Annotated in this window: 25 protein-coding genes and 3 tRNA genes; 11 read left to right on the top strand and 17 right to left on the bottom strand. The window is 38.5% G+C overall.

The features are described 5' to 3' along the window. Window positions 1–369: 369 nt before the first annotated feature. The 4 genes from QLG00_RS01440 to QLG00_RS01425 are packed head-to-tail and all read right to left on the bottom strand — an operon-like array spanning window position 370 to window position 3,380. Window positions 370–1,014, bottom strand: a complete 645-nt coding sequence (locus QLG00_RS01440) for a glycosyltransferase (RefSeq protein ID WP_119026440.1) — start codon at window positions 1,012–1,014, stop codon at window positions 370–372. Further along, window positions 1,011–1,610 (bottom strand): class I SAM-dependent methyltransferase, encoded by a 600-nt coding sequence (locus tag QLG00_RS01435; protein WP_088458858.1) that lies wholly within the window; start codon window positions 1,608–1,610, stop codon window positions 1,011–1,013. Before QLG00_RS01435 ends, QLG00_RS01440 begins: the two co-directional genes overlap by 4 nt. After that, window positions 1,603–2,379 carry a PIG-L family deacetylase gene (locus QLG00_RS01430; RefSeq protein ID WP_119026439.1) on the bottom strand — a complete coding sequence of 259 codons (777 nt, stop codon included), beginning with the start codon at window positions 2,377–2,379 and terminating at the stop codon, window positions 1,603–1,605. Before QLG00_RS01430 ends, QLG00_RS01435 begins: the two co-directional genes overlap by 8 nt. Then, entirely contained in the window at window positions 2,367–3,380 is a 1,014-nt protein-coding gene (locus QLG00_RS01425; RefSeq protein ID WP_119026438.1) for an acyl-CoA/acyl-ACP dehydrogenase, read from the bottom strand. Before QLG00_RS01425 ends, QLG00_RS01430 begins: the two co-directional genes overlap by 13 nt. Before the next feature lie 477 nt (window positions 3,381–3,857). Between QLG00_RS01425 and QLG00_RS01420 the strand changes: the two genes are divergently transcribed. Next, window positions 3,858–4,385, top strand: a complete 528-nt coding sequence (locus QLG00_RS01420) for a GNAT family N-acetyltransferase (protein ID WP_213069584.1) — start codon at window positions 3,858–3,860, stop codon at window positions 4,383–4,385. 774 nt (window positions 4,386–5,159) lie between these two features. Here QLG00_RS01420 and QLG00_RS01415 read toward each other — a convergent pair. From QLG00_RS01415 to QLG00_RS01395, 5 genes are all read right to left on the bottom strand, one after another. Further along, window positions 5,160–5,294, bottom strand: a complete 135-nt coding sequence (locus QLG00_RS01415; protein ID WP_228198417.1) for a hypothetical protein — start codon at window positions 5,292–5,294, stop codon at window positions 5,160–5,162. A gap of 565 nt (window positions 5,295–5,859) precedes the next feature. Continuing rightward, window positions 5,860–6,243, bottom strand: coding sequence for a hypothetical protein (locus QLG00_RS01410; RefSeq protein WP_119026511.1), 384 nt, complete (start codon window positions 6,241–6,243; stop codon window positions 5,860–5,862). 28 nt (window positions 6,244–6,271) lie between these two features. Then, window positions 6,272–7,039: a hypothetical protein gene (locus QLG00_RS01405; RefSeq protein ID WP_119026510.1), complete on the bottom strand. Its 768-nt coding sequence runs from the start codon at window positions 7,037–7,039 to the stop codon at window positions 6,272–6,274. A gap of 23 nt (window positions 7,040–7,062) precedes the next feature. Further along, the gene (locus QLG00_RS01400; RefSeq protein WP_119026509.1) at window positions 7,063–8,652 is read right to left on the bottom strand and encodes a CAP domain-containing protein; all 1,590 of its coding nucleotides are present in this window, start codon (window positions 8,650–8,652) and stop codon (window positions 7,063–7,065) included. A gap of 26 nt (window positions 8,653–8,678) precedes the next feature. Next, window positions 8,679–9,287: a hypothetical protein gene (locus QLG00_RS01395; RefSeq protein WP_088458519.1), complete on the bottom strand. Its 609-nt coding sequence runs from the start codon at window positions 9,285–9,287 to the stop codon at window positions 8,679–8,681. 1,351 nt (window positions 9,288–10,638) lie between these two features. On the opposite strand from QLG00_RS01395, the gene QLG00_RS01390 reads away from it, so the two are divergent. Both QLG00_RS01390 and QLG00_RS01385 read left to right on the top strand, forming a co-directional pair. Further along, window positions 10,639–10,983, top strand: coding sequence for a hypothetical protein (locus QLG00_RS01390; protein ID WP_088458520.1), 345 nt, complete (start codon window positions 10,639–10,641; stop codon window positions 10,981–10,983). After that, the gene (locus tag QLG00_RS01385) at window positions 10,970–11,818 is read left to right on the top strand and encodes a hypothetical protein (RefSeq protein ID WP_088458521.1); all 849 of its coding nucleotides are present in this window, start codon (window positions 10,970–10,972) and stop codon (window positions 11,816–11,818) included. The genes QLG00_RS01390 and QLG00_RS01385 overlap by 14 nt, the downstream gene beginning before the upstream one ends. A 150-nt stretch (window positions 11,819–11,968) precedes the next feature. Here QLG00_RS01385 and QLG00_RS01380 read toward each other — a convergent pair whose 3' ends face one another. Continuing rightward, window positions 11,969–12,916, bottom strand: a complete 948-nt coding sequence (locus QLG00_RS01380) for a MobA/MobL family protein (protein ID WP_282470386.1) — start codon at window positions 12,914–12,916, stop codon at window positions 11,969–11,971. 595 nt (window positions 12,917–13,511) lie between these two features. Here QLG00_RS01380 and QLG00_RS01375 point away from each other — a divergent pair. Both QLG00_RS01375 and QLG00_RS01370 read left to right on the top strand, forming a co-directional pair. Continuing rightward, window positions 13,512–14,204 carry a hypothetical protein gene (locus tag QLG00_RS01375; protein ID WP_151976215.1) on the top strand — a complete coding sequence of 231 codons (693 nt, stop codon included), beginning with the start codon at window positions 13,512–13,514 and terminating at the stop codon, window positions 14,202–14,204. A gap of 286 nt (window positions 14,205–14,490) precedes the next feature. After that, window positions 14,491–14,706: a hypothetical protein gene (locus QLG00_RS01370; RefSeq protein ID WP_004996635.1), complete on the top strand. Its 216-nt coding sequence runs from the start codon at window positions 14,491–14,493 to the stop codon at window positions 14,704–14,706. Between the two features lie 267 nt (window positions 14,707–14,973). Here QLG00_RS01370 and groL read toward each other — a convergent pair whose 3' ends face one another. The 4 genes from groL to QLG00_RS01350 all read right to left on the bottom strand — a co-directional run bounded on the left by groL (window position 14,974) and on the right by QLG00_RS01350 (window position 18,844). After that, on the bottom strand, window positions 14,974–16,608 hold the full coding sequence (groL, locus tag QLG00_RS01365; RefSeq protein WP_004939733.1) for a chaperonin GroEL: 1,635 nt from the start codon (window positions 16,606–16,608) through the stop codon (window positions 14,974–14,976). Window positions 16,609–16,672: 64 nt separating this feature from the next. After that, complete coding sequence (gene groES, locus QLG00_RS01360; protein WP_004939735.1) at window positions 16,673–16,963, bottom strand: co-chaperone GroES; 291 nt, start codon at window positions 16,961–16,963, stop codon at window positions 16,673–16,675. Window positions 16,964–17,127: 164 nt separating this feature from the next. Next, window positions 17,128–17,919, bottom strand: coding sequence for a metallophosphoesterase family protein (locus QLG00_RS01355; protein WP_282470385.1), 792 nt, complete (start codon window positions 17,917–17,919; stop codon window positions 17,128–17,130). Then, window positions 17,900–18,844 carry a diacylglycerol kinase family protein gene (locus QLG00_RS01350; protein WP_004939744.1) on the bottom strand — a complete coding sequence of 315 codons (945 nt, stop codon included), beginning with the start codon at window positions 18,842–18,844 and terminating at the stop codon, window positions 17,900–17,902. Before QLG00_RS01350 ends, QLG00_RS01355 begins: the two co-directional genes overlap by 20 nt. A 398-nt stretch (window positions 18,845–19,242) precedes the next feature. Here QLG00_RS01350 and QLG00_RS01345 point away from each other — a divergent pair, with 398 nt between their 5' ends. Then, window positions 19,243–21,072, top strand: a complete 1,830-nt coding sequence (locus tag QLG00_RS01345; RefSeq protein WP_004939747.1) for a phosphoenolpyruvate carboxykinase (GTP) — start codon at window positions 19,243–19,245, stop codon at window positions 21,070–21,072. Window positions 21,073–21,175: 103 nt separating this feature from the next. Here the strand turns inward: QLG00_RS01345 and glpD are convergent, their stop codons facing one another. After that, entirely contained in the window at window positions 21,176–22,693 is a 1,518-nt protein-coding gene (gene glpD / locus QLG00_RS01340) for a glycerol-3-phosphate dehydrogenase (RefSeq protein ID WP_282470384.1), read from the bottom strand. 209 nt (window positions 22,694–22,902) lie between these two features. Between glpD and QLG00_RS01335 the strand changes: the two genes are divergently transcribed. Next, on the top strand, window positions 22,903–23,331 hold the full coding sequence (locus QLG00_RS01335) for a hypothetical protein (protein ID WP_250364802.1): 429 nt from the start codon (window positions 22,903–22,905) through the stop codon (window positions 23,329–23,331). 31 nt (window positions 23,332–23,362) lie between these two features. On the opposite strand, the gene QLG00_RS01330 is transcribed toward QLG00_RS01335, so the two are convergent. Beyond that, window positions 23,363–24,040, bottom strand: coding sequence for a 50S ribosomal protein L11 methyltransferase (locus QLG00_RS01330; RefSeq protein ID WP_282470512.1), 678 nt, complete (start codon window positions 24,038–24,040; stop codon window positions 23,363–23,365). Then, window positions 24,037–24,885, bottom strand: a complete 849-nt coding sequence (folD, locus tag QLG00_RS01325) for a bifunctional methylenetetrahydrofolate dehydrogenase/methenyltetrahydrofolate cyclohydrolase FolD (RefSeq protein WP_004939760.1) — start codon at window positions 24,883–24,885, stop codon at window positions 24,037–24,039. The genes QLG00_RS01330 and folD overlap by 4 nt, the downstream gene beginning before the upstream one ends. 153 nt (window positions 24,886–25,038) lie before the next feature. On the opposite strand from folD, the gene QLG00_RS01320 reads away from it, so the two are divergent. The 4 genes from QLG00_RS01320 (at window position 25,039) to QLG00_RS01305 (ending at window position 26,712) form a co-directional block, all read left to right on the top strand. Further along, window positions 25,039–25,112 (top strand) — tRNA-Cys (locus QLG00_RS01320). 11 nt (window positions 25,113–25,123) lie between these two features. Continuing rightward, window positions 25,124–25,210 (top strand) — tRNA-Leu (locus tag QLG00_RS01315). Window positions 25,211–25,388: 178 nt separating this feature from the next. Next, on the top strand, window positions 25,389–26,552 hold the full coding sequence (locus QLG00_RS01310) for a glycerate kinase (protein WP_282470383.1): 1,164 nt from the start codon (window positions 25,389–25,391) through the stop codon (window positions 26,550–26,552). 73 nt (window positions 26,553–26,625) lie between these two features. Next, window positions 26,626–26,712 (top strand) — tRNA-Leu (locus tag QLG00_RS01305). The last annotated feature ends 35 nt before the right edge of the window (window positions 26,713–26,747 follow it).

The raw sequence follows: 26,747 nt of genomic DNA, 5'->3' as shown, positions 1-26,747 counted from the left end.
ACAAATTAACTCAGAGCGTCCATCTCGGATAAATCGCCATAGAAAAACCCCTGCTAATCTATAGAGAAGTTCTATAAATCCACAGAGGCTTTTATGACGAAATTATACACAAAACCAAGCTAAAAACAGTATTTTTTACAAAAATAAAATTTATATATATCAACAGCTTATTATTATTTATTCAAATAAAATTAAAGCATTTATTTTTAACACTTTTTCTTCTTAGCTTTTCAATTTAATTAGGCAAAGATATGAATTTACTTAAATTTTGTAAGGATGACAGAATTAAATAGCTCATTTATAAAGCTGAATAATATATTTCACCCGCTAAAGCTGTGGATTAACTTTCTCTCTCGAATTAGGTCAATTTTATAAATGTTTTAAAAAGTACGATAAACCTTCAGGTGCACGTCCATTTAATCGACTGCTAGTGGTGACCCGAACCAAATTACTCCAAGTGATTTTGCAACATTGCTTAATAAATTTTTCAATTAATGAGACATCCTCATGACAAGGAATGGGCTCAAAACCTCCTGCTTGAATATAAGCTTGCGCACTAAAACTTAAATTCGCGCCATGAATATGTTGATGGTTCATGCTGTCCTGATAGTGAGCCAAATATTTTTGTTGTTGCGGTACTGATAAGTAACTAAGATCATCCAGTATAACGATTCCACAAATGGCATCTGTGGGCTGATGGCGCATTTGGCATAGTAACCAATCTGGATCTACAATTGTATCAGCATCAGTGCAAGCGAGCCAGGTCACACCTTGATCGATTAACTGCCTAATGCCAATATCTCTGGCCTTGCCTACACAAGCAAAATTACATTCAAGCCAGTTCATCTGATGTGACTTTACAATCATAAGAGACTGGTCAGTACAACTGTCTAAAACTACTAAAATCTCGACCTGATCGTGACCCATATTCTCAATAGCCTGTTCAATTGACTGCAAACAAGCGGATAAATTCTGTTCTTCATTATGGGCTGGGATAACAATACCTATTTTCATATTAAGCCCTGTTGTTTTGCCAAAGATGAAGGATTTACCGTCCAGATATCAATAATGAAATCTGGATCATTCAGACTTAAATAATGAGTGAACAACAAAGATTGTTTTAAATGATGATGGACTTGAGAAGCATCTAGTTCAAAATCCTGAATAGCGTGACGCCAGTGACAACACAGGATTTCACCTTGTGGCGTTAAACTGTTTTTGAGCTGATAGATCAGTTCATGCAGTTCAGTGCGTGATAAGTAATAGGCCACTTCACTGATGACAATCAGATCAAATTTCTGTTCAGGAAAATATTCAGGAATTTTTTGGTGTTGAACGCTCACATGCTTCAAATTCTGTAAACGTTTAGAGGCCCAATGAACAGCATGTTCAGAAAAATCTAGACATAAAAGCTGATCAGCGCGTTTGGCTAAATGTACACTTAAATGGCCATTGGAACAGCCGATTTCCAACACTGATGAATAACGCTGTTGAGTAAGCAATGCCAAACAAATCTGCCTTTTACGAGCTTCATACCAATGTAAATCGTAGCCCCAAGGGTCATTATTGTGATGATATAAGGCTTCGAAATATTGACTAGAATCATTCACAAAGATAAACCTCCCAAGGCATTAACAAACGTTCGATGATTGTTGGAGATAAAACCGCAGCATTGCCTGTACTTTCATCAGGTTCAATCTGACTCTTAAACTGCATGATGGCCTGACGTTTTTTGATTAATTGGGCCTGAGTTAAGTTGTAAGCTCTAGCCTTTTGCCAGTTGATACGTGGATCTAGTGGTCGCGCCCAATGCCATGCCCAGATCAGCACATGTAAATATGGTAGGGCATGCGCTAAAGCAAGGGCCTGTACCGTTTTTCCTACCGCTTCATGATCTGGATGTCCATCCTGTGCATAGCTACAAATCAGAATGTCTTCCGCTTGAACCAGCATGTCTAATGTTTGCCACAGTTGTTCTGTATGCAAATGAATCTGTCCATCTGGTAAATTTAAGGCAATACGTTGAGCAAAATCTGAGACCTGTAAACAATGTAACGCCGCCAGACTTTCTTGTGGGCGGATTCGATCTAATTGCTCTGGACTATATTTACTTGAATGTGGATGGCTTTGGGTACCATTGCTGACGGCGACAATCACTAGGCGACAATTAAAGCTAATCAACTGTTGCATCAAGCCGCCACAGCCGAGTATTTCATCATCTGGATGCGGCGCCACAATCACAATTCGTTTCGATTGAAATTTTTTAAGATCGAGTGGCAATAGCGGCTGCTGCGAAAATGCATGTAACCATTGTTCTCTGGGTGTACCTTGCCCTTCTATAATACGATCTTCGACTAAAGAATGTTTTAGAGCTGCCATGATATTTGCTCCTGTAAACATCGTTCAGCAATTTGCTCATCATCGAATGCCGCATGACTTTGCCGAATAAATACAGGTAAATCAGCCATTAGACTGGCAAAAGTTGCTTGTTCACAAAAAGGCCGTGCTCCAAGCGCTTTTCCAACCCCTTCAATAACAGCCAAACAGCTTTGTTCTGCATGCGCACGCAATATCCGTACTTCCCGTTCATAACTAAGCTTCGGTTGACTATCTATAAGTTGAGCGACATAGTGGAAATATTGTCGAGTTACCGCAAGTTGGCTTGCCAATTGACCTAAATACATTTTTTTAAAAGAATTAGGGGCTGTAAAGCAACTTTTTTGCAGCTCATCCATTAGTCGTACAGCTGCACCATACCAGCAAGCCCCGACACCCGCTGCACCATGCCAGAAACCAGGCCGATCAATGTAATCATTAGGATTACCAATAATTTTAACTACTGTATCCTGAAATTTAACTCTGGCTGTCCGTGTTCCTTGCATACCTACGGCTTGCCAATGAGATAAATCAATCGAGACCGATGGTTGGCTTAAATCAATAATACAGAGCTGAGATTGCCCTTGTTGATCTTTAAAACTGATTAATACTTTTTGAATAAATTCAGCACCTGAACACCACATTTTTACTCCATGACAAAGCCCATTTTCAACCTGTATCTGCGCTGGTCCACCATTGGCAGCCCAAATAGCCCATGTCTTCTCATCGATTTCATTTTCATAACCGAGTTCATACAAGATGCTTAAAGCGTCGCAATGTGACTCAAAAAGTTTGGCTAAACTGAGATCAAAGCCAGCGATCTGAGCAAAAATTTGCCATCGTTGATATGTTTGTCCGGAGGCAGGTTCAGGCAACCGTCCAATAGAATGAATTAACTGTTTCAACACAATTGGACGTTGATTTAACTTTTCTTCAGCTGTGTACTGTTCAAAGCGATTTAATATATCGAAAGTTAAACTTTTTTTAGATAATTGACTATTCATTATTAAAATATTGATTTGAGTTAATCCTTTAAAATAAAATAATATTCCATTTAATTAAATAGACGAATTGTAATAAAGTAATAACCATCAATAAATAAGTAAAAATTTTAACAATTTAAATTTAATATCCACTTATATAAATTTATTAAATTCTTCTTTAAGAATTACTTAAAAACATAAGTTATAAATCAAACACTTAAATTTAAGTATCAAAATTGTTTATATAATTAATTTAAATTAATTAGGTAGAAGATTAGATTAGGGACAAACTAACTATCTGGAATGAAAAGCTGTACTGTAAGAAAGTGTGAAATTTGATGTATTCAGACTCATCAATAATAAATTAGTTCAAATTGGTATAAATAATATAAAATTACAATTTTAAATATATTACCTACAAATACATAAATTGTCACTTTTAAAAAAATAATAAAAATAAAATATAATACACTGAAGAAATAATATATGGAGGTGCTTATGATTATTACAAAGAGGCTAATATTAAGACAATGGAAAGATGAAGATATTGAAAAATTTATTAAAATAAATAAAAACTCTCGGGTAATGAAATATTACCCAAGTATTCTTACAACTTCTGAAACAATTGAATTTATAACAAACGAATCAAGACTTCTACATGAAAATGGTTGGGGATATTGGGCTGTAGAATTAAAATCCTCAGGTAGTTTTTTAGGATTTATTGGTTTAAAAGAAGAAAAAACTTTATTTGATTTTTCACCCTGTATAGCAATTGCTTGGCGCATAGATGAAGATTCATGGGGAAATGGTTATGCTTCAGAAGGTGCAGCAATAGTTCTAAAATATGCATTTGAAAATTTAAACTTAAATAAAGTTGTTGCTTTTACAGCATCCAGCAATATAAGATCAGAAGAAGTGATGAAGCACTTAAAAATGACTAAAATTAAAGAATTTGTTCATCCATTATTAGATAAGAAAGATCCTTTATCAAGACATATACTTTATTCAATTAAAAAACATATTTAACTTCTTTCATCAACCAGCTAAAACTTATAAATTTTAAATCTTTCTTTTTTAAAAAACTATATTAAAATAATTTAAACGATTTATTTATAAAAATTAATAATATTTATTGTTATTTCTCATAAGTTATTTTCTCAATAAAGTTAGCTATCCATATTAAAAATTCTACACTTCTAATATTTTTTGGCATCATGGTGAAATCTAAATCAAATTCTAGTTTTTTTTAGATTAATGGAAATATTCATTTAAATCAATACGGTGTTTAATAAAATTTAAGAAGACAAATAAATTTGCTTCAACTACGAGCAGCTATATTAAATAAATTTAATGAATTAGGCATACCTCAAACCTAATTTATACATTAAAGGCATATTAATAAATAAATTATTAACTAATTTTTTTATAAAAAAAGCACAACCGTATCAAAAATAAACATTAAAAGTTATATTCTTCCAACTCTTAATTAATTACTTTGAAAAACTTTTAAACAATGATGACAAACCGTTAATTCACCATCTTTACAACGATGAATTTCAAGTACTTTGTGCAGACCTATCAAGCATTTAAAATATTGAATCATAATTACACCCTCTCTAGATACATATATTTAATTATGATTATATTAATATTAAATTATTTATAAATCCATATTTCTGTAGTGGCACTCCCAAACTTATGAACTATTAGAGTTAACACTACAAAAATAACGAAAAAAAACAATTTTTAGAGCTTTAGATATCATTCCATCATCCTTATTTAATTAATTTTCTGTTTAAATTAAAAACTTTTTAAAATCATTTGAGTAACAATTTCATCAAAATCCAATTTTATTGAATTTATTTTTTTTGTTTTACTCATCTTATAGTAAATACCACCAACCATCCCAACACTTATCAAGGCTAATATTTTCATAATTACCTCTAGCATTTAATTATCAGAACAATAAAAATAACATTTGGATTTGTATTGTTATTAAATCCTTTAGATAAATTTTATATCTTATGTAAATTAATGTGAAAATAATAATAAATTTTCACATTTAATACATAAATCGAATTAGCTTAAAATCTGTATTGTTATTTTTTTACATTAATTACCTCGGTATTTACAGTACTAATACCCGTTTTATCCAATTATGTCTCCTTCTTTTGCAGTTTTATATATATCATTGACGAAATCATTTCATTCATCATTAAACCTGTGAATTGTGCAATACGAAGTTTTAAAGGATAGCTTTTATATTCAAAAATATGAAGAAAATAAAAACTATGCTTTTACTGTGTACTGAAGTTTTTTGATACACATTCTCAGGTGAGGGTATTTTTTCGTATATCGTCCTTAGTATGATTATTTACAGCTTGTTTGTACTGAAATTTTAGCTTTATCATATTGCCTCCTAGGTTCAGTTACCTAGAAGGGATCCTCTGCGTAGTAGTTCATTGTTTTAACGGATTCACTAAGCTGTCAATACTTGTCATTATTTATAGTAATAACTGACGCTCGTATCTTTATAATCTCCCCAGCCTGTCCATATCTGAGTCAGTTTTACATAACGCTGATTGATACTTTGGACCCTGTATAAATAGCTACGTGGTGGAGAAATATTATTCGTTCGTACTTTCTCAATTAAAATAAAGGTCTTGTCATCTAACCATTTTACTCGAAGTAGTAAAGGATCTTGGCATTGCCCTAATTCTGCATACATCGCTGCATCTTTACCATTCTTAGCAAAAGACAATCCTGCGCATTCAGTATCTGGCAAATCTAAGACCAGACGCTTTCCTACTAGACTTTCTTTGGCACCTGCACAAGCCAGTGTTGAAAGACTTAAACATAATCCTGCGAATAGTAATTTTTTCATTTGATTCAACTCTTTATTTATATGGAGGTTAAAACACATTGTCAATAAAGCCACACTGTAAGATGTGCTGTGAGGAATTGACTGGATTGTTATAAAGGCTGATAAAAGCAATCATATCATTCAGATCAGAAGCATCTCGTTTATAGGGCTGGCTATAGATATAAATCTGTTTAGGTGTATAGATCTTTTGATTTTGGAAGACTTCTCCATTAAAGGCTTTTAAATATGGATATTGCTGAAAGACCTGTGTGGTCTTAATTCTCTTTCCACTGTCCTTATCCTGATCTAAGGCTTTATCCCATTGCTGTTTAAAGTTTTTAAATTGCTGCCCTGTATAGCTACTGAATTTAATATTTAATCCGCTTTCAATTTTTTGTTTAGTTGTGCCGATGTCATCTCGACGATAGATCGATGTACTTGCTCCTGCAATACTGACATGCATTGAGGTCTCAATCCGTTGAATTAGATTACTTTTGTTTCTAGGAAGATAGACGGTTGTTTCAGGGCAGTCCTGACAGAAATTTTCATCTTCTGAATCATCGATAATGGCCGTCTTTTGCTTGCTATATTGCTTTTGAAATTTTTTCTGAAGTTTGGCGATCGCTGGTGTTGGTATATCTGCCCTGTCACCCAACGCCAGTTGATTATTAAAAGATTGTTCATTTTCAGTCCAATCCAGACAGGATAAGCCTTGCTCCAGTGTTAAAGATGAGGCAGAAATAGGTTGAGCCGTCGCGGTGTGTATCATGAGCAGCGAGATACTCGTGACAAGAAATTCTTTAATCATACATCCCATTTTGTTGTTGTCCTTATTTTCGCTTACCGATCATTCACGTTAAACCAGTAGGAATATTCTTTAGGCTGACCATTCACCAAGACATTGCTGAGTTTGACATCGTAGATCACGTTCAATTTCAAATCGTCAAAGTTAAACTGGATATGGTTGGGAACTCCGATATTTTCATAACGGATATTACTGATCTTCTGTTTAGCACCACTACTTCGTTCAGTGACAACAACGTTAGCTTTGGCGTAGTCCACATTGCGATTGGCAAAGAAATTCTTTTGATCGGTTAAAACTGAAATCGAGAGAATTGAACCCGCCATATAATATTTGGCTGGATAATTGTGGTAGGGATAGGCAATCACACCGAGTGGTGCAGTGGTTGGATTGTCGAAGGGATAAACCACTTTGTAGGACGTACCGACCACATAAGGGAATCGGGTATCCTTGAATGATGGTGCATTGACTGAACCATAAGCCGATTTTTTCAAGAATGGATTGAGCATCCAGAGTCGATGCCCTACATCTCCTGCAAACAGATTTAATTTGTCATGCACCATATTTGTAATGCTTTCGGCAGGTGAATAGTCATATTTATTCTGTCTTACCCCCATTTCTAGGCTACTGGTTCTTGCACCCACCGCACCAATATCGGAATAGCAGTTTGTGTTGGCTTCGGGGTAATGGGTCAAGATGTTGTTTGCCGCAAGAACCAGTGCGGTCTGCATCATCTCATCTTCACGGGCATAATCGTATGTAATACTTGGCAGCCCATGCAAAGAGCGAACTGTATTGATTTCACTCAAGAATTCATTTCTAAACTTTGCACTGAGCTTACCCGCATAACAGTTATTAATATTGGGGTCATCACTCATAGATGAAGCCTTAAACACATCAAAGCTGATGGTTTTACTCTCTGCTACCAGTGTTTTAGTATCACCATCATGGGTGAGTTTAAGAGTACATACACCCGCCCCAATCCCCTTGAGTTCGCCCTGACTATACGTACAGGTTGATGAAGAAAGGCTGCTAATCGTGACGGGAAGTTTGGCACTGGATTCAGTATCCAGTGAATAAACATTATCCGTCAGGATGTATTTGATTTTGAGTGGGGTAATGGTTTGCTCGACCTTAGTTACACAAACATTATTTTCTAGATATTGATCCGCAGCACAAGTCACATTGACGGTCATGCGGCTATTGAGTGGTAGAACTTTTGCTGTCCCTGCCTGTGTCAGTGCCAGAGTACACTGTCCAACTTTAAGAGCTTTGAGTTCATTACCACTTACATTACAGATGTTGAGGGTGTTACTGCTAAAAGTCACTGCCAAACCTTGATCGGTTTGAAGCGATAATGGATAACTTTGACCTTGAATCAGGCTGCTCAATGGTAGTGACTGAATGTTTTGTACTACCTTATTTTTACATGCACCCTCTTCCAGATATTGGCTTTCAGCACAGGTCACGGGCTTAGGAGTTGTATTGCCATTATCTGGATTATCCGCTCCACCGCCATTGGATGAACTGGAATCTCCACCTGAACTACCGCCACCACCACATCCGAGGATTACAGTACTGATTGCCATCATCAGCACAGATGGCATAAACGATTTTGAAATCATCATATTTGACTGCCTTATATTTATTGTTGTTATTGATAATGATCAGCCGAGAGTAACTGGCGAATTTCACTGGCCATTTTTGGACTACGCCAAGGGAATAGCACCTTAAGACTATAATTTGGTTTAAATTGATCCCGTGTTCCGATATTGACTTGGAACTCACGTTTCATCGGTGTCCGATGTACTTGTTGATTAACATGGGTTCCCATCATCGGGTTACTGATCACCGTGGTTGTGGTTCTGAAGCGGTCTTCAACCAGATTGTAATATCCCACAGAAGTTATATAGTCAAAAGGATATTTGACTAAGCGCTGATCCGGCTGATCAAACAGGATGATGGTTTTATCCTGACTATTAATCCAGACACCACGATTTTGATAGTTAAAAGTTTCCCCTTGGCGTTTCAGTTGCTCAGTCATTCCATCGAAATATGTATTTCCATATTGATAGAGGTAGTAAATGATCACAAACCAGAACAGGTCAAAGCCAAAGAAGATATAGGCAAAAGCACCAAAGGAAAAGATTTTGGCAATAATCAGAAAGATCACAATTGGCAAAACCACACATTTTAAAAATAACTTGGATTTCTGTGGACGGTTTTCGATTGGAATGATTTTGGGTTTCGTTAATTCAGTCATGGTTGTTTCCCGCATGTTCAATGCAATTCACAATCACCAGCAGATATAAAAAGTTTTATTTTTACAGGCGTGACTTAGCCATCCACCGTTGGATTGTTCTTGTTAAAAAGTTTTTTTAATACAGCCTAAAAATTAAATTAGCCGTATAGTCCTCGTTGAAAAGCACAACAAGGTTGAACAGGTGGCGAGGCACAAAAAAGAAAAGATAGATACAACATGTGAAGCTCCTTGAATCTTAAGAAGTTCTGCCATATCACTGTCAAATAATGGTGGCAGAACAAAAGAGGGTTGACAGACTGGGATCCAAGGAACCAGCACACCCGAAGGTGTCCCCCTTCTGTCCTACCATAAAGATAAAAGGGGGACGAGAAGGTCCACAAAAAATAGGCGAGCTATTCTCTGTGCTGGATCAACGGTCTGTCAAAACCGACTGGCAATGTAGGCCAGCGAGCCCATATTAATTTCATATCGGGCTTTAGTCAATTTTCCTGCCACTAAAATCTAGACAATCAAATTACTTGTAAGAATTTAAGTTAAGTGTTTGATTTTTCCCATGAGGTCAAATTAATCCACTCAATTAGCTCATTTTGGTTTAATGGATGAGACTAAAATGGACTGTTCTTCTTTATTAAAATGAAACAATAAAATGAATCAATAAATCTCCCAACCATACCTTTAAATATTTGGACTAATGAAATGGGATTAGTCATATCAGCTAAGATTAAGATTGGACTTATCCTTTTATGATCTTATTCAATACAGCTATGGGTGATATCCAGATTCAATACATACATGTAAGAAAAAGATTAGTGAAAGCCTTAAACATTGTTGAGGCACTGACAAATCGATCATGAATTCAGCTCATGATTAACAGCAGTCACTCTAAGTTTTATGATTTAAACACATATAAGACCTATTCAGATGAGCCCTCAAAGCAAGAAAAACAACAAATATTGAACAATGACCATCGTCCATAAACACTTCTGAAAACAGTTTCCTAGCCGTCAGCAATCCAGAATATCTTCAGGTTAATCAATAAATTATTTAATGTTAAAATATGTAAAAACATCAAATTGAATCGTTGACAGGTTAAGGTATACCCAGCTAAGCTAATTCTACACAGCAAAATCTGTGTTCAGGCGTAGGAAACCTGATATTATCTAGGTGCAAATAAATGTCGCACTTGCGGCTATTTTTTTGTCTACTGTTTAGCAGTCGTTATGGCAGTTTGACAGGACAACCGTAAGGTTGGCTGAGCCTAGATTCAGTATTTCCTACTCCTGTTAAGCTGCCACCATCATCGTAGGAAAATGATGGCGGTAAGTAATTAAACTTATCTAGGACTACTGCTATGAACGCAATTCTTCATGGTGCAAACACTTGCACACCTAAAAAACAAGCCTCTCAACTGATTGTTGAACTCGGTAAATCTATTTCAAACCCTCAACGCCAAACATTGGCAAATCTTTATATTGCAGTCGATACCGCAAATTCCTTACTTAACGAGCTTGAACAAGCACATCAAATCATTCGTCAGTGTATGCGTGAGATGGATGATGAACAAATTCTTGAAGTCGCAAAGCTCAATCAAAATAACAACCTCTCCTCTCTATGGGCATTCCGTACGCATCAACGTCACAAGTTGATTGAACGCGCACAACGTGTGCTGTTTGGAGCTGGTTATGTCCAAAGCTAATAAGAACAATCTCCTGATTTCAGGAGACTATCCTTTAATTGCTTCGCCGACGCTTGCAAAAGCGTATGGCGTTGCAGCCGCTAATTTTCTACAGAAATTGCATTATTGCTTAGAAAATAACGAAGGGAAAATTTTTAATGGAAAAAAGTATTGGTTCCATAGCTACGAGCAATGGCAAGCGACGCTTGGCGTTTATAGCCTATCAACAATCAAACGAATTGTGGCAAAGTTAAAGCAAGCTGGAATTTTAGTCATTGAAAAATTGGCAAAAAATAAATGGCTACAAACCAATTTCTATACGATTAACTATAAGAAATTAAAACAACTCATCACGATGAATAACGGACAAAATAATCTGCCTAACGAAGTAGTTCCCTCTTCTGATTCAGTCGTAATCACACCACCTTTGGAAAACTCTGTTCAAGCCGTCCAATCATCAATGTTAATCAATTCAATTCAACAGGCATTTCAAAATATCAAGGTTAAATCAAATACAGTTGAACCCTCATTAAAAGTGGCAAAAGAATCCCATCTACGCCCCAACTTTGTCACGCCTGAATCTTATTCAGTAAAGGGATTAAGCCAACCACTCCACCCTCTTGCATTAAACGAAACGTTAAAAAATATGGATCTCAATTACCGCTGCTTTTATCAAGCACTCAGGCAGCAACGTGTAGATATTGATTGTGATGATCAACGCATTCAACAAATGTTGAAATATCAAAAGCGGATTCTTCAACATATTGTATATATCAAACAGAATTTTGCAGGACATGAGCGCTATCAATGGCACACACTTGAACAGCTACAAATGGAAAGTTATTTAAAGAAATAGGTCAAACTGAACGAAAACCAATTTCAAATGATCCATCTATTAAAGTCCATAGATGGATCATTTGATTAAATCAAAGGTTGAACAAAGACTGATTAAATCCATTGAACTGGCTCATCAGAGATAACAAACTTTGGGTTTTTCATCTATATATTAAAACTCAAAATCTAGATTTTTCGATTGATCAAGATGATGTGTATTTTCCTTTTCCTGTTCACTTTTTTTAGCCAACGCTAACTCATACTCTTTTTTATAGACTTCACACAGGTTATGTTGACGAATTTCCCGAATCTCCTTTCTATAATTTGCCACCTCATCTTGATCTTCAGGGTTAGTGCTATACAATAATTCCCTAGGAACTTGAGTAACATCCATTAATTTAGTTCCATATTTTTTATTATAATCTTCATTAGATAAACATGACACCGCACTACTCACTTCTAATTGAATACCATAGATTTCTACAATCTTGGTTGGCGCATATTTTTCTAAAAATTCATTTATTATTTCTTCAGTTTTTGTTCGATAGTGAAATAATATATTACGGCGAAATCCGAGTACATCTGCCGTGATTTTTAATGCACCACCTTTAGCTGGATTTTTTTGACGATATTGCTTAAAGAACTGCTCTGGGGAACGTCGAATATTATCCAGCATACTTTTTTCAGAAAATAATAAATGTAAATGTGGTTGTTCTGAATTTCCATCAAGAGCAGCAACATGATTATGAATTGCGATTGTGGATGGCATTTTATATTGACCGCAAAATTCATGCATTAATCTTTCAGACAGTTCAATACGGCGATTTTTATCCAATTCTTTTGGTAAAGCGATTGTAATATGTGATGAGGTTCGTTTGGTCACACTTGTATATTGATCTGCCGCATACCAAAACTGATCGGGATGATTATCGCCCCAAGCTGGCATATGATATGAAGAACAATATTCAAGCTCTTCAATCTCACTTTTATGCTTAGAAAAATATAAAGTCCGAGTAATATAGTGATATGCACTTTTTGATAGTCGATACTTTGAATGACCGTCACTCAACTTTATTTGACTATTACCTTTAACGTTATGACTTAAATGAAAATAATACATTTTTACTTCCGATATTAATTTAACTGGAATATCGGATCCTACAAAATTTTAAAAATTCATGATTCGTTTCGTAAAGAAAAATGAAAAAAACTTGAACTCAGATCAAAAAATACACATTCAATAAAACTGCATGAGTAACAAAACCTAAAAATAAGAGTAACAGAATGAAAAAGTTAAAAAATATCAATTTTTATCAATAAAAACAGATATATAAGCTATTCATAAAAACCGTGTAACAGCTTAACTAAATAAGAGTAACACCTACTAAAAATATGAGTAACGCCGATAGCACATAAGAGTAACACCCTATAACCATTAAAAATCATAGACTTAAAAATTAACAGGGCTGCGCAGCACGAGAAGAAGTGTCTTTTAAATGAGAGCGAAGCGAAATTTTAAAAGACACGGATACGAGATATAAAAAATCTTTTTTGCATTCGCAAAAAAGATTTTTTATCTGCCCCACTATTAACAGCCATAAATTAACAGCTCAAATTAACAGAAAAGTAGTATTTTTTGAAAAACTCAACATATGGCGATTTTTTTTAAGACTCTGTGATATACCAACATTTTCTTAAAAACAGATGGTTTAAAAATGGCTAGAGTTAAATTAACAGTGAATGAAATAACTTTAAGAGTTGAAAAACACTTAAGACAGATAGCAAAACGTACTCATTCAGATGAGTTGGTACTTCAATTGATTCAATCTAAACCTGTAAATCAATTTACCGAAGAAGATATAAGAAAATTAAAAAATAAAGATCACAAAATTTTAGAATTAAACAGATTAGCAGAATTAATGGACTCTATCTGCACGATAGCAAAGAGTGATCGCTCTGAGATTGAAAATGACATCGTTGATTTTAGTAGATATGAAGATCCTTCTTCTCAGACTGATGAAAGATTAACAATAGCATTAAAAATGCTAAAAAATTACAATAGAAAAACTCCCAATGAAATTAAACAAAAAGCACACAATGAAATTAAAAAATCTTTGAATAATTCATATAAGCAAAGAGATCAGAAGATAAAAGACAAGAAGAGAGAAAATCATGAGAAATTTTTTCTTGGAAGTGCGCTTATATCATTTTTTAAATCACAAAATATTGAAATGAATTATCTGGATATTACACTTAAGATGATAGAGCTTTATCAGACTAAAAATTATTTTAGCAGAGAATTTTTTTCAGAATATGAAATAAATAAATTTAAATTCTCAGAAATTGGTAGAAACTTTAACGATAAGAAAAATGCGATTTTATCTGATCCTAAAAATCCTTTTAAATAAAAATATAGATTAAAAGATAAAGCAGTATACGTTTAGCTCATTTATTTTAAATGAGTTAAGCAGTCAACGTTGTTATTACTGACAACTAACAAAAGATTATTTACTGATATAATAAAAAATAAGTCTTTTTTTAATTTTTTAAACATATCTCATCTTTTTTTGGTTTTTTTCCATATATCTCATCTTTTTTTGGTTTTTTCCCATATATCTCATCTTTTTTTTTAAAATTTTGATAGCCTTTATTTTAAGAGGTTTTCTCTTAAAACTTTATTAAAGGAGATATTTAATGGCTGTATCTATAGACCTAACTAATACCGAACGTCGAGTATCTACTGCCGAATTCGCTTTGCGCATGAATATTTCAGAAAAGGAGCTATATGATCGAATTAAAACTGGTCGCGTGACAAGACCAATCAAAGATGGACGTAAAAATTACTGGCTTAATAGCTATGTCCTTTCCTGTATTATTCATGAGGAAAACTCCATTCTTACGTCAGAATGAAATAGCTGTTGTTCTTAGTCAAAAACGCCTGATTTTTCTCAGGCGTATTATTTCAATATTTTCATTCATCCAATAGTTAAATCCTTATCTAATATGATGACTTTAGTTTTTAAGAGATCTAGTAGATCTATAAAATTAAAAAGGTCACAAATAAAATTTGTGACCTTTTTTGTAACAAACTCGAATGTGAGTAACATTATGAGTAAGCTTAACAGATATAGTTTAAATATTATTAAATTACAATAATTTAAACCACATGTGAGCGGTTTACATCATACCGCCCATACCACCCATGCCACCCATATCAGGCATTGCTGGTTTGTCTTCTGGAATATCTGTGATCATCGCTTCAGTAGTCAACATCAAGCCCGCAACAGATGCTGCATGCTCAAGCGCAGAACGCGTAACTTTAGCTGGATCAAGAATACCCATTTCAAGCATGTCGCCATATACACCCGTTGCTGCGTTATAGCCGAAGTTACCTTCACCTGCTTTGACTGCATTGACAACAACAGAAGGCTCATCACCTGCATTCGATACGATTTGACGAAGTGGTGCTTCAATCGCACGACGTAAAATGTTGATACCAACAGTTTGGTCATCATTTGCGCCAGTTAAGCCGTCAAGTGAGTTCACTGCACGTACAAGTGCAACACCACCACCTGCAACCACACCTTCTTCAACCGCAGCACGCGTTGCATGAAGCGCATCGTCTACACGGTCTTTCTTCTCTTTCATTTCAACTTCAGTTGCTGCACCGATTTTGATCACTGCAACACCGCCAGCAAGTTTTGCTACGCGTTCTTGAAGTTTTTCTTTGTCGTATTCAGAAGTTGACTCTTCGATTTGCGCACGAATCTGCTGAACACGTTCTGCAATCGCATTGGCATCACCCGCACCATCTACAATCACTGTGTTTTCTTTCGATACTGTGATTTTGTGTGCAGTACCCAAATCTTGAAGGGTAGCTTGCTCAAGCGACATACCTACTTCTTCAGAAATTACAGTAGCGCCAGTCAAGATCGCGATGTCTTGTAGCATTGCTTTACGACGGTCACCAAAACCAGGTGCTTTTACCGCACATACTTTGATAATACCGCGCATGTTGTTAACAACAAGTGTTGCAAGCGCTTCGCCTTCAACATCTTCAGCAATGATCAAAAGTGGTTTACCCGTTTTTGCAACTGCTTCTAGAGTCGTAATCAATTCACGAATGTTGCTGATTTTTTTATCAACAAGAAGAATGAACGGATTTTCAAGTTCTGCAGTGAGCGTGTCTTGCTTGTTTGCGAAGTATGGTGAGATATAACCACGGTCAAACTGCATACCTTCTACAACATCAAGCGCATCTTCAAAGCCTGAACCTTCTTCAACGGTAATCACGCCTTCTTTGCCCACTTTTTCCATTGCTTGAGCAATCAATTTACCTACAGTCTCGTCAGAGTTTGCAGAAATTGAACCCACTTGCTCAATTGCTTTGAAATCGTCAGCAGGTTTAGCTGTCGCGCGAATGTTTTCAACCACTGCTCTTACTGCAATGTCGATTCCGCGTTTAAGATCCATCGGGTTCATACCAGCAGTTACTGATTTGATCCCTTCATTTAAGATCGCTTGTGCAAGAACAGTCGCTGTCGTTGTTCCGTCACCGGCGATATCGTTGGTTTTGCTTGATACTTCACGTACCAACTGTGCACCCATGTTCTCAAATTTGTCTTTGAGAGAGATTTCTTTTGCAACCGTTACGCCGTCTTTCGTAATGTGTGGTGCACCGAAAGAACGGTCAATAACCACGTTACGACCTTTAGGGCCGAGTGTCACTTTCACTGCATCTGCAAGAACGTTTACACCTGCGATCATTTTTGAACGCGCTGAATCACCGAATTTTACGTCTTTAGCTGACATTCTCTACTCCAATTTTTTCTATCAATGCTTGATCTGATTTATCAATGAGTGGTTAATGCGCAAATTAGCCTTCAAGAACAGCTAAAATGTCAGATTCTTTCATGATTAAGAATTCGTCACCATTTACTTTCACAGTTGTACCTGCATAAGTACCGAATAACACTTTGTCGCCCACTTTTACGTCAAGTGCGCGAACGCCGTTATCCGTAATTTGACCATTACCTACTGCAATGACTTCACCTTGAGCCGGTTTTTCAGCAGCAGAACCTGGCAATAAAATTCCGCCAGCCGTTTTTGTTTCTTCTTCAACACGACGAATTACTACACGGTCATGTAATGGACGAATGTTGCTCATAAATAACTCCATCAGACTAAGTCTATTTTAATAAATGATGTTTGCTGTCATTCTTCCTAAAGCAATCATCAAAATGAATTTGATGACACTTTTGTGGGGATGGAAAAAACGGCTTCAAGGGCAAAAAAGAAAAAAAAATGAATTTTTGTATTTTTTTTAAACACTCATTTGTGATCTGGCAGCTTTTCAATCGGTGCAGGCTGTAAAACAAACTGACGTAAGTTGGAATCAAACCAATAATGCTGAACCTGACCATCTTTAAAAATCACGTTAAAGCTGTTGGGTAAACTTTTATAAAGTCGATAAGACGTCGCTGTGCCAGCATGAATGTCATAAACCGGATGCGCTGCCTGCAAATTATAAATCTGATTCAAATCATATACCGCAGTTTTATGCAGATGTCCGTGGAGCACACCAAACAAGCCACTTTTACTCCAGTTATTCAGCGCCATTCTGCCGAGCACCGGACAATCTTTAATACCGTGCGGTTCATCTGGGGGGGTATAAAAGGGTTGATGCAAGGTGACCAGCTTAAGCTTATGGGCAGGGCCGCGTTTAAGCAGCTCATTGGTTTTTTGAATTTGTTCTAGCGAAATATAGCCACGGGTATGATAGCGACGCCGAATACTATTCACACCAATGACATAAAAATGTTCGGTTTCAATAGTCGGCTCAAGTGCGCCGAAGAAAAACTGATAGCGAACAAATGGAGAAAAAAAACGGTTCCACAAATGGTACAGCGGAATATCGTGGTTGCCGGGAATAACCATATAAGGAATACCCAGACTATCGAGAAATTGCTTGCACGAATAAAACTGCGTAAAGCGGGCACGTTGGGTCAGATCACCACTTACTACTATGACTTCCGGCTCATGCTCCCGACAAAAAGCAGCAATGGCATCTAGACACTCTTGTTTCTCGGTACCAAAGTGTAAATCAGACAGATGCAGCAGCATGAGGCACCATAATAGTTAAGGCATTTTTTTTCACGGTAAAAGTTAAAGGTGTCGTCAACTCTTCAATTTCTCCATCAATGGCAATTTTTAATTTTTTACGCTTACAATCGACGACTACGCGATCTGCACTAAAGCTGTATACATCTTTGGCCTGCTCGAGCGCACCGCGAATCAATTGATAGAGCATTTTAAAAAGACTGGTCTTATCGCTTTTGGCCAGCACTACACCTGCGACTCGCCCCTGCGCCGCGCATTCTGCGATTTGCAGATTCATTTCTTTGAGTTGAAGCTGATTATTACCAAAGAAGATCAATGGCGTTTTGACAGGATAAAGGTGGTCATCCACTTTAATCGATAATTTGAGCTCTTTACGATCACGAATGAGTACATCTAAGGCCGAAGTGTAAGCATTTAAAGGTAAACGTCCAAAACGCTGATTATACATTTCACGCTTTTGAATAAATAAGGGATACAACCCCAAACTGGCATTGTTCAAATAAATACGATCATTGACACTTGCCACATGGACTGATCGTTGGGCACCTGTTGCGATCACCTCGGCGGCTTGAATCAGATCAAGCGGTATATCGAGAACGCGTGCCACATAATTGAATGTACCGAGCGGCAAGATTCCCATTGCAAGCCCGGTATCGACCAGCTTGGTTGCCACCGCATTAAGTGTACCATCTCCGCCAGCCGCAACCACTACTCCCTCATACCCAGTACGGTCTGAGGTTTGATGACGTTCGAGTACATTCGACATGAGCGTATTAAACGACATGTCATGTTCCAGCTCAAAAACCTGAATCTCAAAATCATAATGAGTAAAGAGTGTCATGATTTGTTCATATACCCCCTCATTATCACTTGCATGAAATCCAGATTTTCCGTTATAAATGATGGAGAGTGGTTTTAATTTAGCCATACGTTTTAATATGTCAAACAGTGGACATACTTTATTTTTGAATACAAAATACACAAATAAAAGCGCTTTTATGTAATTTTTGAATGGTGATCATTTATTTTATCAATAATATATATTAGTCAAATCCGCCATATAAAATCATGATATGCAAATTTATTTTATAAATAAATAGTCTCTATTTCTTTAATAAATACCAAAAACACACCCTAAAAACAACTTAAGATATTGATTTAAAACAAATTAAACAAAAATACTCACCAAAGCCCCTGTATAGTCTTTAGTCTTATTTTTTTTAGTGATTTATGCTTTAATAGCGCCACTTTTTTGACTTCGTCTCTTTTGTTGTACCACAACCAAAGGGAATTGTACGTTGTACACATTTTAGAATAGGCCTCACCATGACCCAAGTGAACGCACCTGAATTCGTTCGTCATCCTAAGCTTATTGCATGGGTTGAAGAAATTGCAAAATTGACCAAGCCTGCAAAAATCGAGTGGTGTGACGGTAGCGAGGAAGAATATCAACGTCTGATCGACTTGATGATCGCAAACGGCACCATGCAACCGCTCAACCAAGAAAAACACCCAGGTTCTTATCTTGCAAATTCTGACCCATCAGATGTTGCTCGTGTAGAAGATCGCACGTTCATCTGCTCTGAAAAGCAAGAAGATGCTGGTGCAACAAACAACTGGGAAGCGCCCGCAGTAATGCGTGAAAAGCTAAACGGTCTATTTGATGGTTCAATGGAAGGCCGCACCATGTATGTGGTTCCATTTTCAATGGGTCCATTAGGCAGTCATATTGCGCAGATCGGTATTGAATTGACCGATTCTCCTTATGTTGCAGTCAGCATGCGTAAAATGGCGCGTATGGGTAAAGCGGTTTACGATGTATTAGGCACTGACGGTCAATACGTTCCATGTGTTCACACTGTAGGTGCACCACTTACAGAAGGTCAAAAAGATGTTGCATGGCCATGCAACCCTGAAAAATATATTGTGCATTATCCAGAAACCCGTGAAATCTGGTCATTTGGTTCAGGTTACGGCGGTAACGCACTTCTAGGTAAAAAATGTCTTGCGCTTCGTATCGCTTCGGCAATGGGCCGTGAGCAAGGCTGGTTAGCAGAGCACATGCTAATTTTAGGTGTGACGAATCCACAAGGCGAAAAACATTATATCGCTGCGGCATTCCCGTCTGCATGTGGTAAAACCAACTTCGCTATGCTCATTCCACCAGCAGGCTACGAAGGCTGGAAAATCGAAACCGTAGGTGACGATATCGCGTGGATTAAACCAGGCGAAGATGGTCGTTTGTACGCGATTAACCCAGAAGCAGGTTTCTTTGGTGTTGCACCAGGCACCAATACCAAAACAAATCCAAACTGTATGGCAACCTTGCATAAAGACGTGATCTATACCAACGTTGCAGTTACAGAAGACGGTCAAGTATGGTGGGAAGGTCTTTCTAAAGAAGTTCCAGCTAACTTAACGAACTGGAAAGGCCAGCCACACGTTGCGGGTGAAAAAGCTGCACATCCAAATGCGCGCTTTACCGTATCTGCTGGTCAATGTCCTTCTATTGATGCTGACTGGGAAAATCCAGCGGGCGTGCCAATTTCTGCGTTCATTTTTGGCGGTCGCCGTGCGGATACAGTGCCGTTGGTTTCTGAAGCATTTGACTGGGTAGATGGTGTTTATAAAGCAGCAACCATGGGCTCTGAAACAACTGCTGCAGCTGTCGGTCAACAAGGTATTGTTCGCCGTGATCCGTTTGCGATGCTTCCGTTTGCAGGTTACAACATGGCAGACTACTTCGACCACTGGTTACAACTTGGTCAAGAAGTTGGCGAAAAAGCTGAAGCAGCTGGTAACAAGCTACCAAAAATCTTTAACGTAAACTGGTTCCGTCGTGATGCTGAAGGCAACTTTGTATGGCCTGGCTTTGGTCAGAACATGCGTGTACTTGAGTGGATGATTGACCGTGTTGAAGGCCGTGCAAATGCAGTTGAAACTGCTATCGGCTACGTACCAACTTACGATGACTTGAACTGGACTGGCACAGACTTCTCTAAAGAAGAGTTTGATCTTGTCACAGCTCAAAGCAAAGATCAGTGGATTACAGAGATTGAAAGCCACACTGAATTGTTCAATAAACTTGGTGAACGTCTTCCAAAAGCATTGAAAGAACGTCAAAACCAGTTACTTGAAGCAGTCAAAAAGAGCTAATCTAGCTTAGATAAAAAAGGTCACATCTGTGGCCTTTTTTATTTTCTACTCAATGCTCAATGAATTAGATTGTATTTGATTATTTATTTGCACCAATACATAGTTAAGCAATCAATCCTGTTGTGTATCCCATACGGTTCATCATGTAATCTTCAAGAATACGTTTTTCTGTACTACCAACGTGATAACCCAGTTTTGTTCTGCGCCATAGTAGATCATCAACTGTCTGCACCCACTCCACCCGAATCAAATAATCAACCTCAACCCGATACAACTCATCAGCAAAATGCTCTCCCATATCCTCCAATTTGGCCACTCCCTCAAGCAGTTTCCAAACACGTGTACCATAGGTCGATGCCCAGCGTGTAGCCAATGTTGGTGATATCCCTTTCACACGGCGCTGAATAGCTGCTGCAAGTGTAAGCTTCGATTTAAAGTGCTCTCCACCTGGCAGAGGTTCAGTCTTGGTCCAAGCAGGTGCCATATGCTTAAAATACGGTTTTAGGCGTGTCATGGCAGACTCGGCCAGCATACGGTAAGTGGTCAGCTTGCCGCCAAATACAGATAACAGCGGTGCATTTGGGGCGATCATCTGTAGTGCAAGCGTATAATCACGCGTAATGGCAGATGGCTGGTCAGATTCATCATCGCACAGTGGGCGTACACCCGAAAAATACTCAACAATATCTTCTTTCGTAATTGGCTTTTTAAAATGTGCATTGACCACCTCCAGTAAATAATCCGTCTCACTCGAGGTGATTTCAACTTGATCCAAATGCTGGGTATAAAGTTGGTCGGTTGTTCCAATTAATGTAAATTCATTCAGATAGGGAATGGTAAACACAATCCGGCGATCATTATTTTGCAAAATATAAGCATGATCCCCTTCATACAATCTTTTGACAACTAAATGGCTGCCTTGTACCTGCCGGATCTTATACGGTGAGGGTTGATCAAGCTGCGTTTTAATAAATTCTTCGACCCAAGGCCCCGTTGCATTGACCAACGCTTTGGCACGGATTTGAAAGTATCCTTTTGCACCCTGTAACGAAAGCACCCATACCCCCTCCACAACCTCGGCACAGACACAGCGGGTACGAGTCATCAGCTCTGCCCCATTCTCTCTGGCTTGCATCGCATTTAAGATCACCAAACGACTGTCGTCTACAGCACAATCAGAATACTCAAACCCCAAACAAATTTCCGGAATTAAGGGACTACTGGCATTCATATGAATTTTCTTGGAAGCCGCCAACGTTTCACGCTTACCTAAATAGTCATACAAAAACAAGCCTGAACGAATCAGCCATGCAGGGCGTAAATGCGGCCGATGTGGCATAACAAAACGCAAAGGCCACACAATATGCGGTGCCTTACGCATCAATACTTCACGCTCAGCTAGCGCTTCATGTACCAATCGAAATTCATAGTGCTCAAGATAACGCAGACCACCATGAATTAATTTACTGCTGGCAGAAGAGGTATGACTGGCAAAATCATCTTTCTCACACAAAAAGACCGACAGACCGCGTCCCGCAGCATCGTTGGCAATTCCCACACCATTAATGCCACCACCTATCACTGCAATGTCGTACAACGGAAGCGAATTTTCTATGTTCATCATCCCCGCCTTTTTGTGGTTTTTATTTTTAACGTTAACAAAAAACATCCAAATTGGAAAGCCAAGCGGCCAGATTTTCACACGCCACAACCCACCAAACGTGTACACTTTTTAAGTGATGTAAAGTCCAGCGGATTCACCCCGCCTCAGACACCACGTTATGCTTAAAACTATGCGATACTAACCACAATAAGAGAAGGATGAATTTCATGAAAATGTATAATTTATTGGGTGTTTTAGCGCTTGCAGCGAGTCTTACGGCTTGTCAAAGCACACCACGTCAATATAACGGCAATACAGGCTATCAAGTCGAAAATAAATCTGCCAATTCGGCAACGATTTCGTATACGCTTGCAAATCGCGCGAATCAAGATTTAGATCAGAGAAAATTACAACGTGCCTGTCAATCAGTATTAGGAACGACCAAAACCTATACGCTGTCGATTTTAAGCATCAATGAAATTCCAAATACAGCAGCCAACCGATCGCAAGATCAAGGGATTGCCATTCGTAACTCACGTATGTCGTTTGGCTTATCCGACAGTCCAAGTCTCAACAACAGTGAAGGCTATGCAACGCGTGAAGCCTTAGAGGCACGCCCAAGTACACTTAAAGTCGTGCGCTATACCTGTTCTTGATTCAATCTGTCGCATAAAAAAGACGCTGTGATCACAGCGTCTTATAAAAACTCACATTTCGAAACTCTTTCGCCTCATCCAGATCTGGCCATGTGGTTGCACTTCGTTCATCCATTTTCATATAACGCGAATGGCTAAAGTTTTTTACCCGGCTATCGGCCACCCACACCTGAGGTGCGAATTTTAAAAATTCATCCAGAAAAAAACGATTACACTGGTCATATAAAACATCGGCCGCCAGCAACACATCAACTTGCTCCGACTGATATAAATCCTCTAAATACTCCAGTTCCACCGAGTTTAAACGTGCATTTTCACAGCAGGCCGCCAAACTGACCGCATCGATATCACAGCAAATGACGCGTTTTGCACCAGCCAGTTTTGCAGCAATTGCCACCACACCAGAACCCGCACCAAAATCCAGTACCACCTTGTCACGCACATGTTCAGGCTCTGCCAGCAACCATTGTGCCATCGCCAAACCCGAAGCCCAACAAAAAATCCAGTACGGTGTATCGTTCCAGATTCTACGCACCACCTCATCATCGAGCCGATCTACTGGAAATACTGGAGGAATCAACCAGAGGGAAATTGGCGTATCGGGTAATTGCTGTGCCTGTAATTCAGCATTTGGAATAATGGCATGCAGTGCTTCGAGTAAAACAGGCGGTACTGCATGTGCTCGCGATATATGATCGCTCATATTCAGACGAGTGCTTTTTCGGCAGCTTCAACAGTCTGACGGATCAGCGTAGTGATGGTCATTGGACCCACACCACCCGGGACAGGCGTGTAAGCCGAAGCGATAGTCTCGATACCCTCAAGCTGAATATCACCTACACCACCGCCATCACGCGGATGAAAACCAGCATCGACCACTACCGCACCCGGTTTGATCCAGTCTTTTTGAATCAATTCAGCCTTACCTACAGCACCGACAATAATATCTGCCTGCTTCACAAACTCAGCTAAGTTTTGTGTACGCGAGTGACAAATCGTAACGGTCGCATTCGCTTCAAGCAACATGGCGGCCATTGGCTTACCTAAAATTGCCGAACGCCCTACGACAACAGCATGCTTACCGGTCAGCTCAATATTGTGTTCTTTTAAAATTGTCATAATTCCAGCTGGAGTAGCAGAACCATAGGCTGCCTCACCCATTGCCATGCGACCATAGCCCAAGCACGTCACACCATCGACATCTTTATTGAGTGAAATTGCATCGAAACATGCACGCTCATCAATCTGTGCAGGAACAGGATGTTGCAGCAAGATTCCGTGTACATCTGGATTGGCATTGAGTTTTTCAATTTCTGCCAATAGCTCTTCGGTAGTCGTGGTCTGTGGAAGTTCAATTTTTAATGAATCCATTCCCACACGGCGACATGCATTGCCTTTCATACGTACATAGGTTGCAGAAGCACCATCATCACCGACTAAAATTGTTGCCAAAATTGGAGTACGACCTGTTTTTGCTTTCAGTGCTTCAACACGCACCAACAAGTCCGCTTCAATTTTCTTTGCTAATGCACGACCATCTAAAACCAATGCCACGGCACATCTCCAAGCTAGATATGAATCAATTTTTGCAAATGATACATGATAATTTGGGTAATTTTATTTTAGATGTTGTTTTTCTGCGCATATTCGCTGAATTTAGTATTGTTTTTTTTCTGAAGCTTGCTAATATGTGCATCACCAAATGATGGCGGGGTGGCAGAGTGGTCATGCAGCGGACTGCAACTCCGTGTACGCCGGTTCGATTCCGACCTCCGCCTCCACATTTGGTAAAGCCCGGGTGGTGAAATAGGTAGACACAGGGGATTTAAAATCCCCCGCCCACAAAGGCGTGCCGGTTCGAGTCCGGCCCCGGGCACCATTTTAAATCTTTTGAAATGGTGCAATAAAGAATCCAGCAATACGCTGGTTTTTTTATGCCTGAAATTTATGTTTTTATATTTTCTTTATTCAAGCCAAGACTTTCTCATTTAAATCTCAAGATCTGAGTGTTATCTTCATAACAAATCCAATAACAATGTGCATCGCGTTATTATTCAATGATGAAAACAAAAACATTTGTACTCGCCCCCGACTCCTTTAAAGAAAGTATGACTGCCAGAGAAGCATGTTTGGCCATGCAACACGGTTTACAACGTATTTTTCCAGATGCCAAGTATGATTTATGCCCTATGGCAGACGGTGGTGAAGGTACAGTAGATACCATCATCGATGCGCAACAAGGCCAAAAAGTATATGTCACGGTGAGTGGTCCTTTGCATCCCTATAAAGTCCAGACCTATTTTGGATTGATTGATCAGGGGCGTACCGCAGTGATCGAAATAGCAAAGGCCAATGGTATTCACTTACTCACACCCGATCAGCGCAATCCCCTACTCACTTCGACTTATGGTACTGGAGAGCTGATTCGCGCTGCTTTAGATCATCAGGTATCGAAAATTATTATCGGGCTTGGCGGTAGTGTTACCAATTATGCTGGCATGGGAATGGCAAGTGCTTTAGGTGTACGATTTTTAGATCAATTCGATCAAGAGGTTGAATTGGGTGGCGGGCAACTGAATCAGATTGCATCAATTGATATCACTCAACTCGACCCACGCTTGGCTGATGTTGAGATCGTAATTGCCACCGACGTGAATAATCCGTTAATTGGCCAACACGGCGCAACCTATATTTTTGGGCCGCAAAAGGGCGCCACACTGGATATGCTCATTCAGCTTGAGGCCAATCTTTGTCATTTTGCCGATATTATTCAGCAAGCTTTAGGCATTTCTCTACATCATGTAAAGGGTGCTGGCGCCGCAGGAGGACTGGCCGCAGGCCTAATGGCGTTTACCACGGCAAAAATTCAGTCTGGTGTTGAAACAGTCATCGAATCTATTCAATTGGCTCAGAAAATTGAGGCAGCAGATTACATTTTTACTGGCGAAGGCGGAATCGACATACAGACGCAGTTTGGAAAAACACCGATTGGAGTGGCGCGTTTAGCTAAAACGTTTAACAAGCCTGTATTTGTATGTGCAGGCTATATCGGCCAAGGCATCGGAATGCTGTATGAAGATGGTATTACTGCGATTTTCGGTATTCTCGATGGTGCCAGTAATATTGAACAAGCTTGTAAAAATGGGGCAATGAATCTTACACGTACAACAGAAAATATCGGACGCCTCATTAAACAGCTTGAATCGACTGAAACAAAATAATTGCTTGAAAAATCTGCATATAATTCAAGATTTCCTTGCCTAATTTGCATGGTTACACTATGATGGCGCTCATGCCCGGGTGGTGAAATAGGTAGACACAGGGGATTTAAAATCCCCCGCCCACAAAGGCGTGCCGGTTCGAGTCCGGCCCCGGGCACCATTTTAAGTCTTTTAAAATGGTGTAATAAAAAATCC

This window comes from Acinetobacter sp. V89_7, assembly GCF_029967895.1.
Taxonomy (GTDB): domain Bacteria; phylum Pseudomonadota; class Gammaproteobacteria; order Pseudomonadales; family Moraxellaceae; genus Acinetobacter; species Acinetobacter soli.
The sequence above is the reverse complement of the archived record's forward strand: the minus strand, read 5'-3'. Positions and strand labels throughout refer to the sequence as shown.

Coding starts and splice junctions, on each gene's coding strand:
- QLG00_RS01375 (WP_151976215.1), top strand. CDS start 13,512: ATGGCTAGAGTTAAATTAACAGTGAATGAAATAACTTTAAGAGTTGAA.
- groL (WP_004939733.1), bottom strand. CDS start 16,608: ATGTCAGCTAAAGACGTAAAATTCGGTGATTCAGCGCGTTCAAAAATG.
- QLG00_RS01385 (WP_088458521.1), top strand. CDS start 10,970: ATGTCCAAAGCTAATAAGAACAATCTCCTGATTTCAGGAGACTATCCT.
- QLG00_RS01415 (WP_228198417.1), bottom strand. CDS start 5,294: ATGAAAATATTAGCCTTGATAAGTGTTGGGATGGTTGGTGGTATTTAC.
- QLG00_RS01440 (WP_119026440.1), bottom strand. CDS start 1,014: ATGAAAATAGGTATTGTTATCCCAGCCCATAATGAAGAACAGAATTTA.
- QLG00_RS01400 (WP_119026509.1), bottom strand. CDS start 8,652: ATGATGATTTCAAAATCGTTTATGCCATCTGTGCTGATGATGGCAATC.
- QLG00_RS01410 (WP_119026511.1), bottom strand. CDS start 6,243: ATGAAAAAATTACTATTCGCAGGATTATGTTTAAGTCTTTCAACACTG.
- QLG00_RS01310 (WP_282470383.1), top strand. CDS start 25,389: ATGATGAAAACAAAAACATTTGTACTCGCCCCCGACTCCTTTAAAGAA.
- QLG00_RS01380 (WP_282470386.1), bottom strand. CDS start 12,916: ATGTATTATTTTCATTTAAGTCATAACGTTAAAGGTAATAGTCAAATA.
- QLG00_RS01430 (WP_119026439.1), bottom strand. CDS start 2,379: ATGGCAGCTCTAAAACATTCTTTAGTCGAAGATCGTATTATAGAAGGG.
- glpD (WP_282470384.1), bottom strand. CDS start 22,693: ATGAACATAGAAAATTCGCTTCCGTTGTACGACATTGCAGTGATAGGT.
- QLG00_RS01390 (WP_088458520.1), top strand. CDS start 10,639: ATGAACGCAATTCTTCATGGTGCAAACACTTGCACACCTAAAAAACAA.
- QLG00_RS01355 (WP_282470385.1), bottom strand. CDS start 17,919: ATGCTGCTGCATCTGTCTGATTTACACTTTGGTACCGAGAAACAAGAG.
- QLG00_RS01425 (WP_119026438.1), bottom strand. CDS start 3,380: ATGAATAGTCAATTATCTAAAAAAAGTTTAACTTTCGATATATTAAAT.
- groES (WP_004939735.1), bottom strand. CDS start 16,963: ATGAGCAACATTCGTCCATTACATGACCGTGTAGTAATTCGTCGTGTT.
- QLG00_RS01370 (WP_004996635.1), top strand. CDS start 14,491: ATGGCTGTATCTATAGACCTAACTAATACCGAACGTCGAGTATCTACT.
- QLG00_RS01420 (WP_213069584.1), top strand. CDS start 3,858: ATGATTATTACAAAGAGGCTAATATTAAGACAATGGAAAGATGAAGAT.
- QLG00_RS01345 (WP_004939747.1), top strand. CDS start 19,243: ATGACCCAAGTGAACGCACCTGAATTCGTTCGTCATCCTAAGCTTATT.
- QLG00_RS01350 (WP_004939744.1), bottom strand. CDS start 18,844: ATGGCTAAATTAAAACCACTCTCCATCATTTATAACGGAAAATCTGGA.
- QLG00_RS01405 (WP_119026510.1), bottom strand. CDS start 7,039: ATGGGATGTATGATTAAAGAATTTCTTGTCACGAGTATCTCGCTGCTC.
- QLG00_RS01335 (WP_250364802.1), top strand. CDS start 22,903: ATGAAAATGTATAATTTATTGGGTGTTTTAGCGCTTGCAGCGAGTCTT.
- QLG00_RS01395 (WP_088458519.1), bottom strand. CDS start 9,287: ATGACTGAATTAACGAAACCCAAAATCATTCCAATCGAAAACCGTCCA.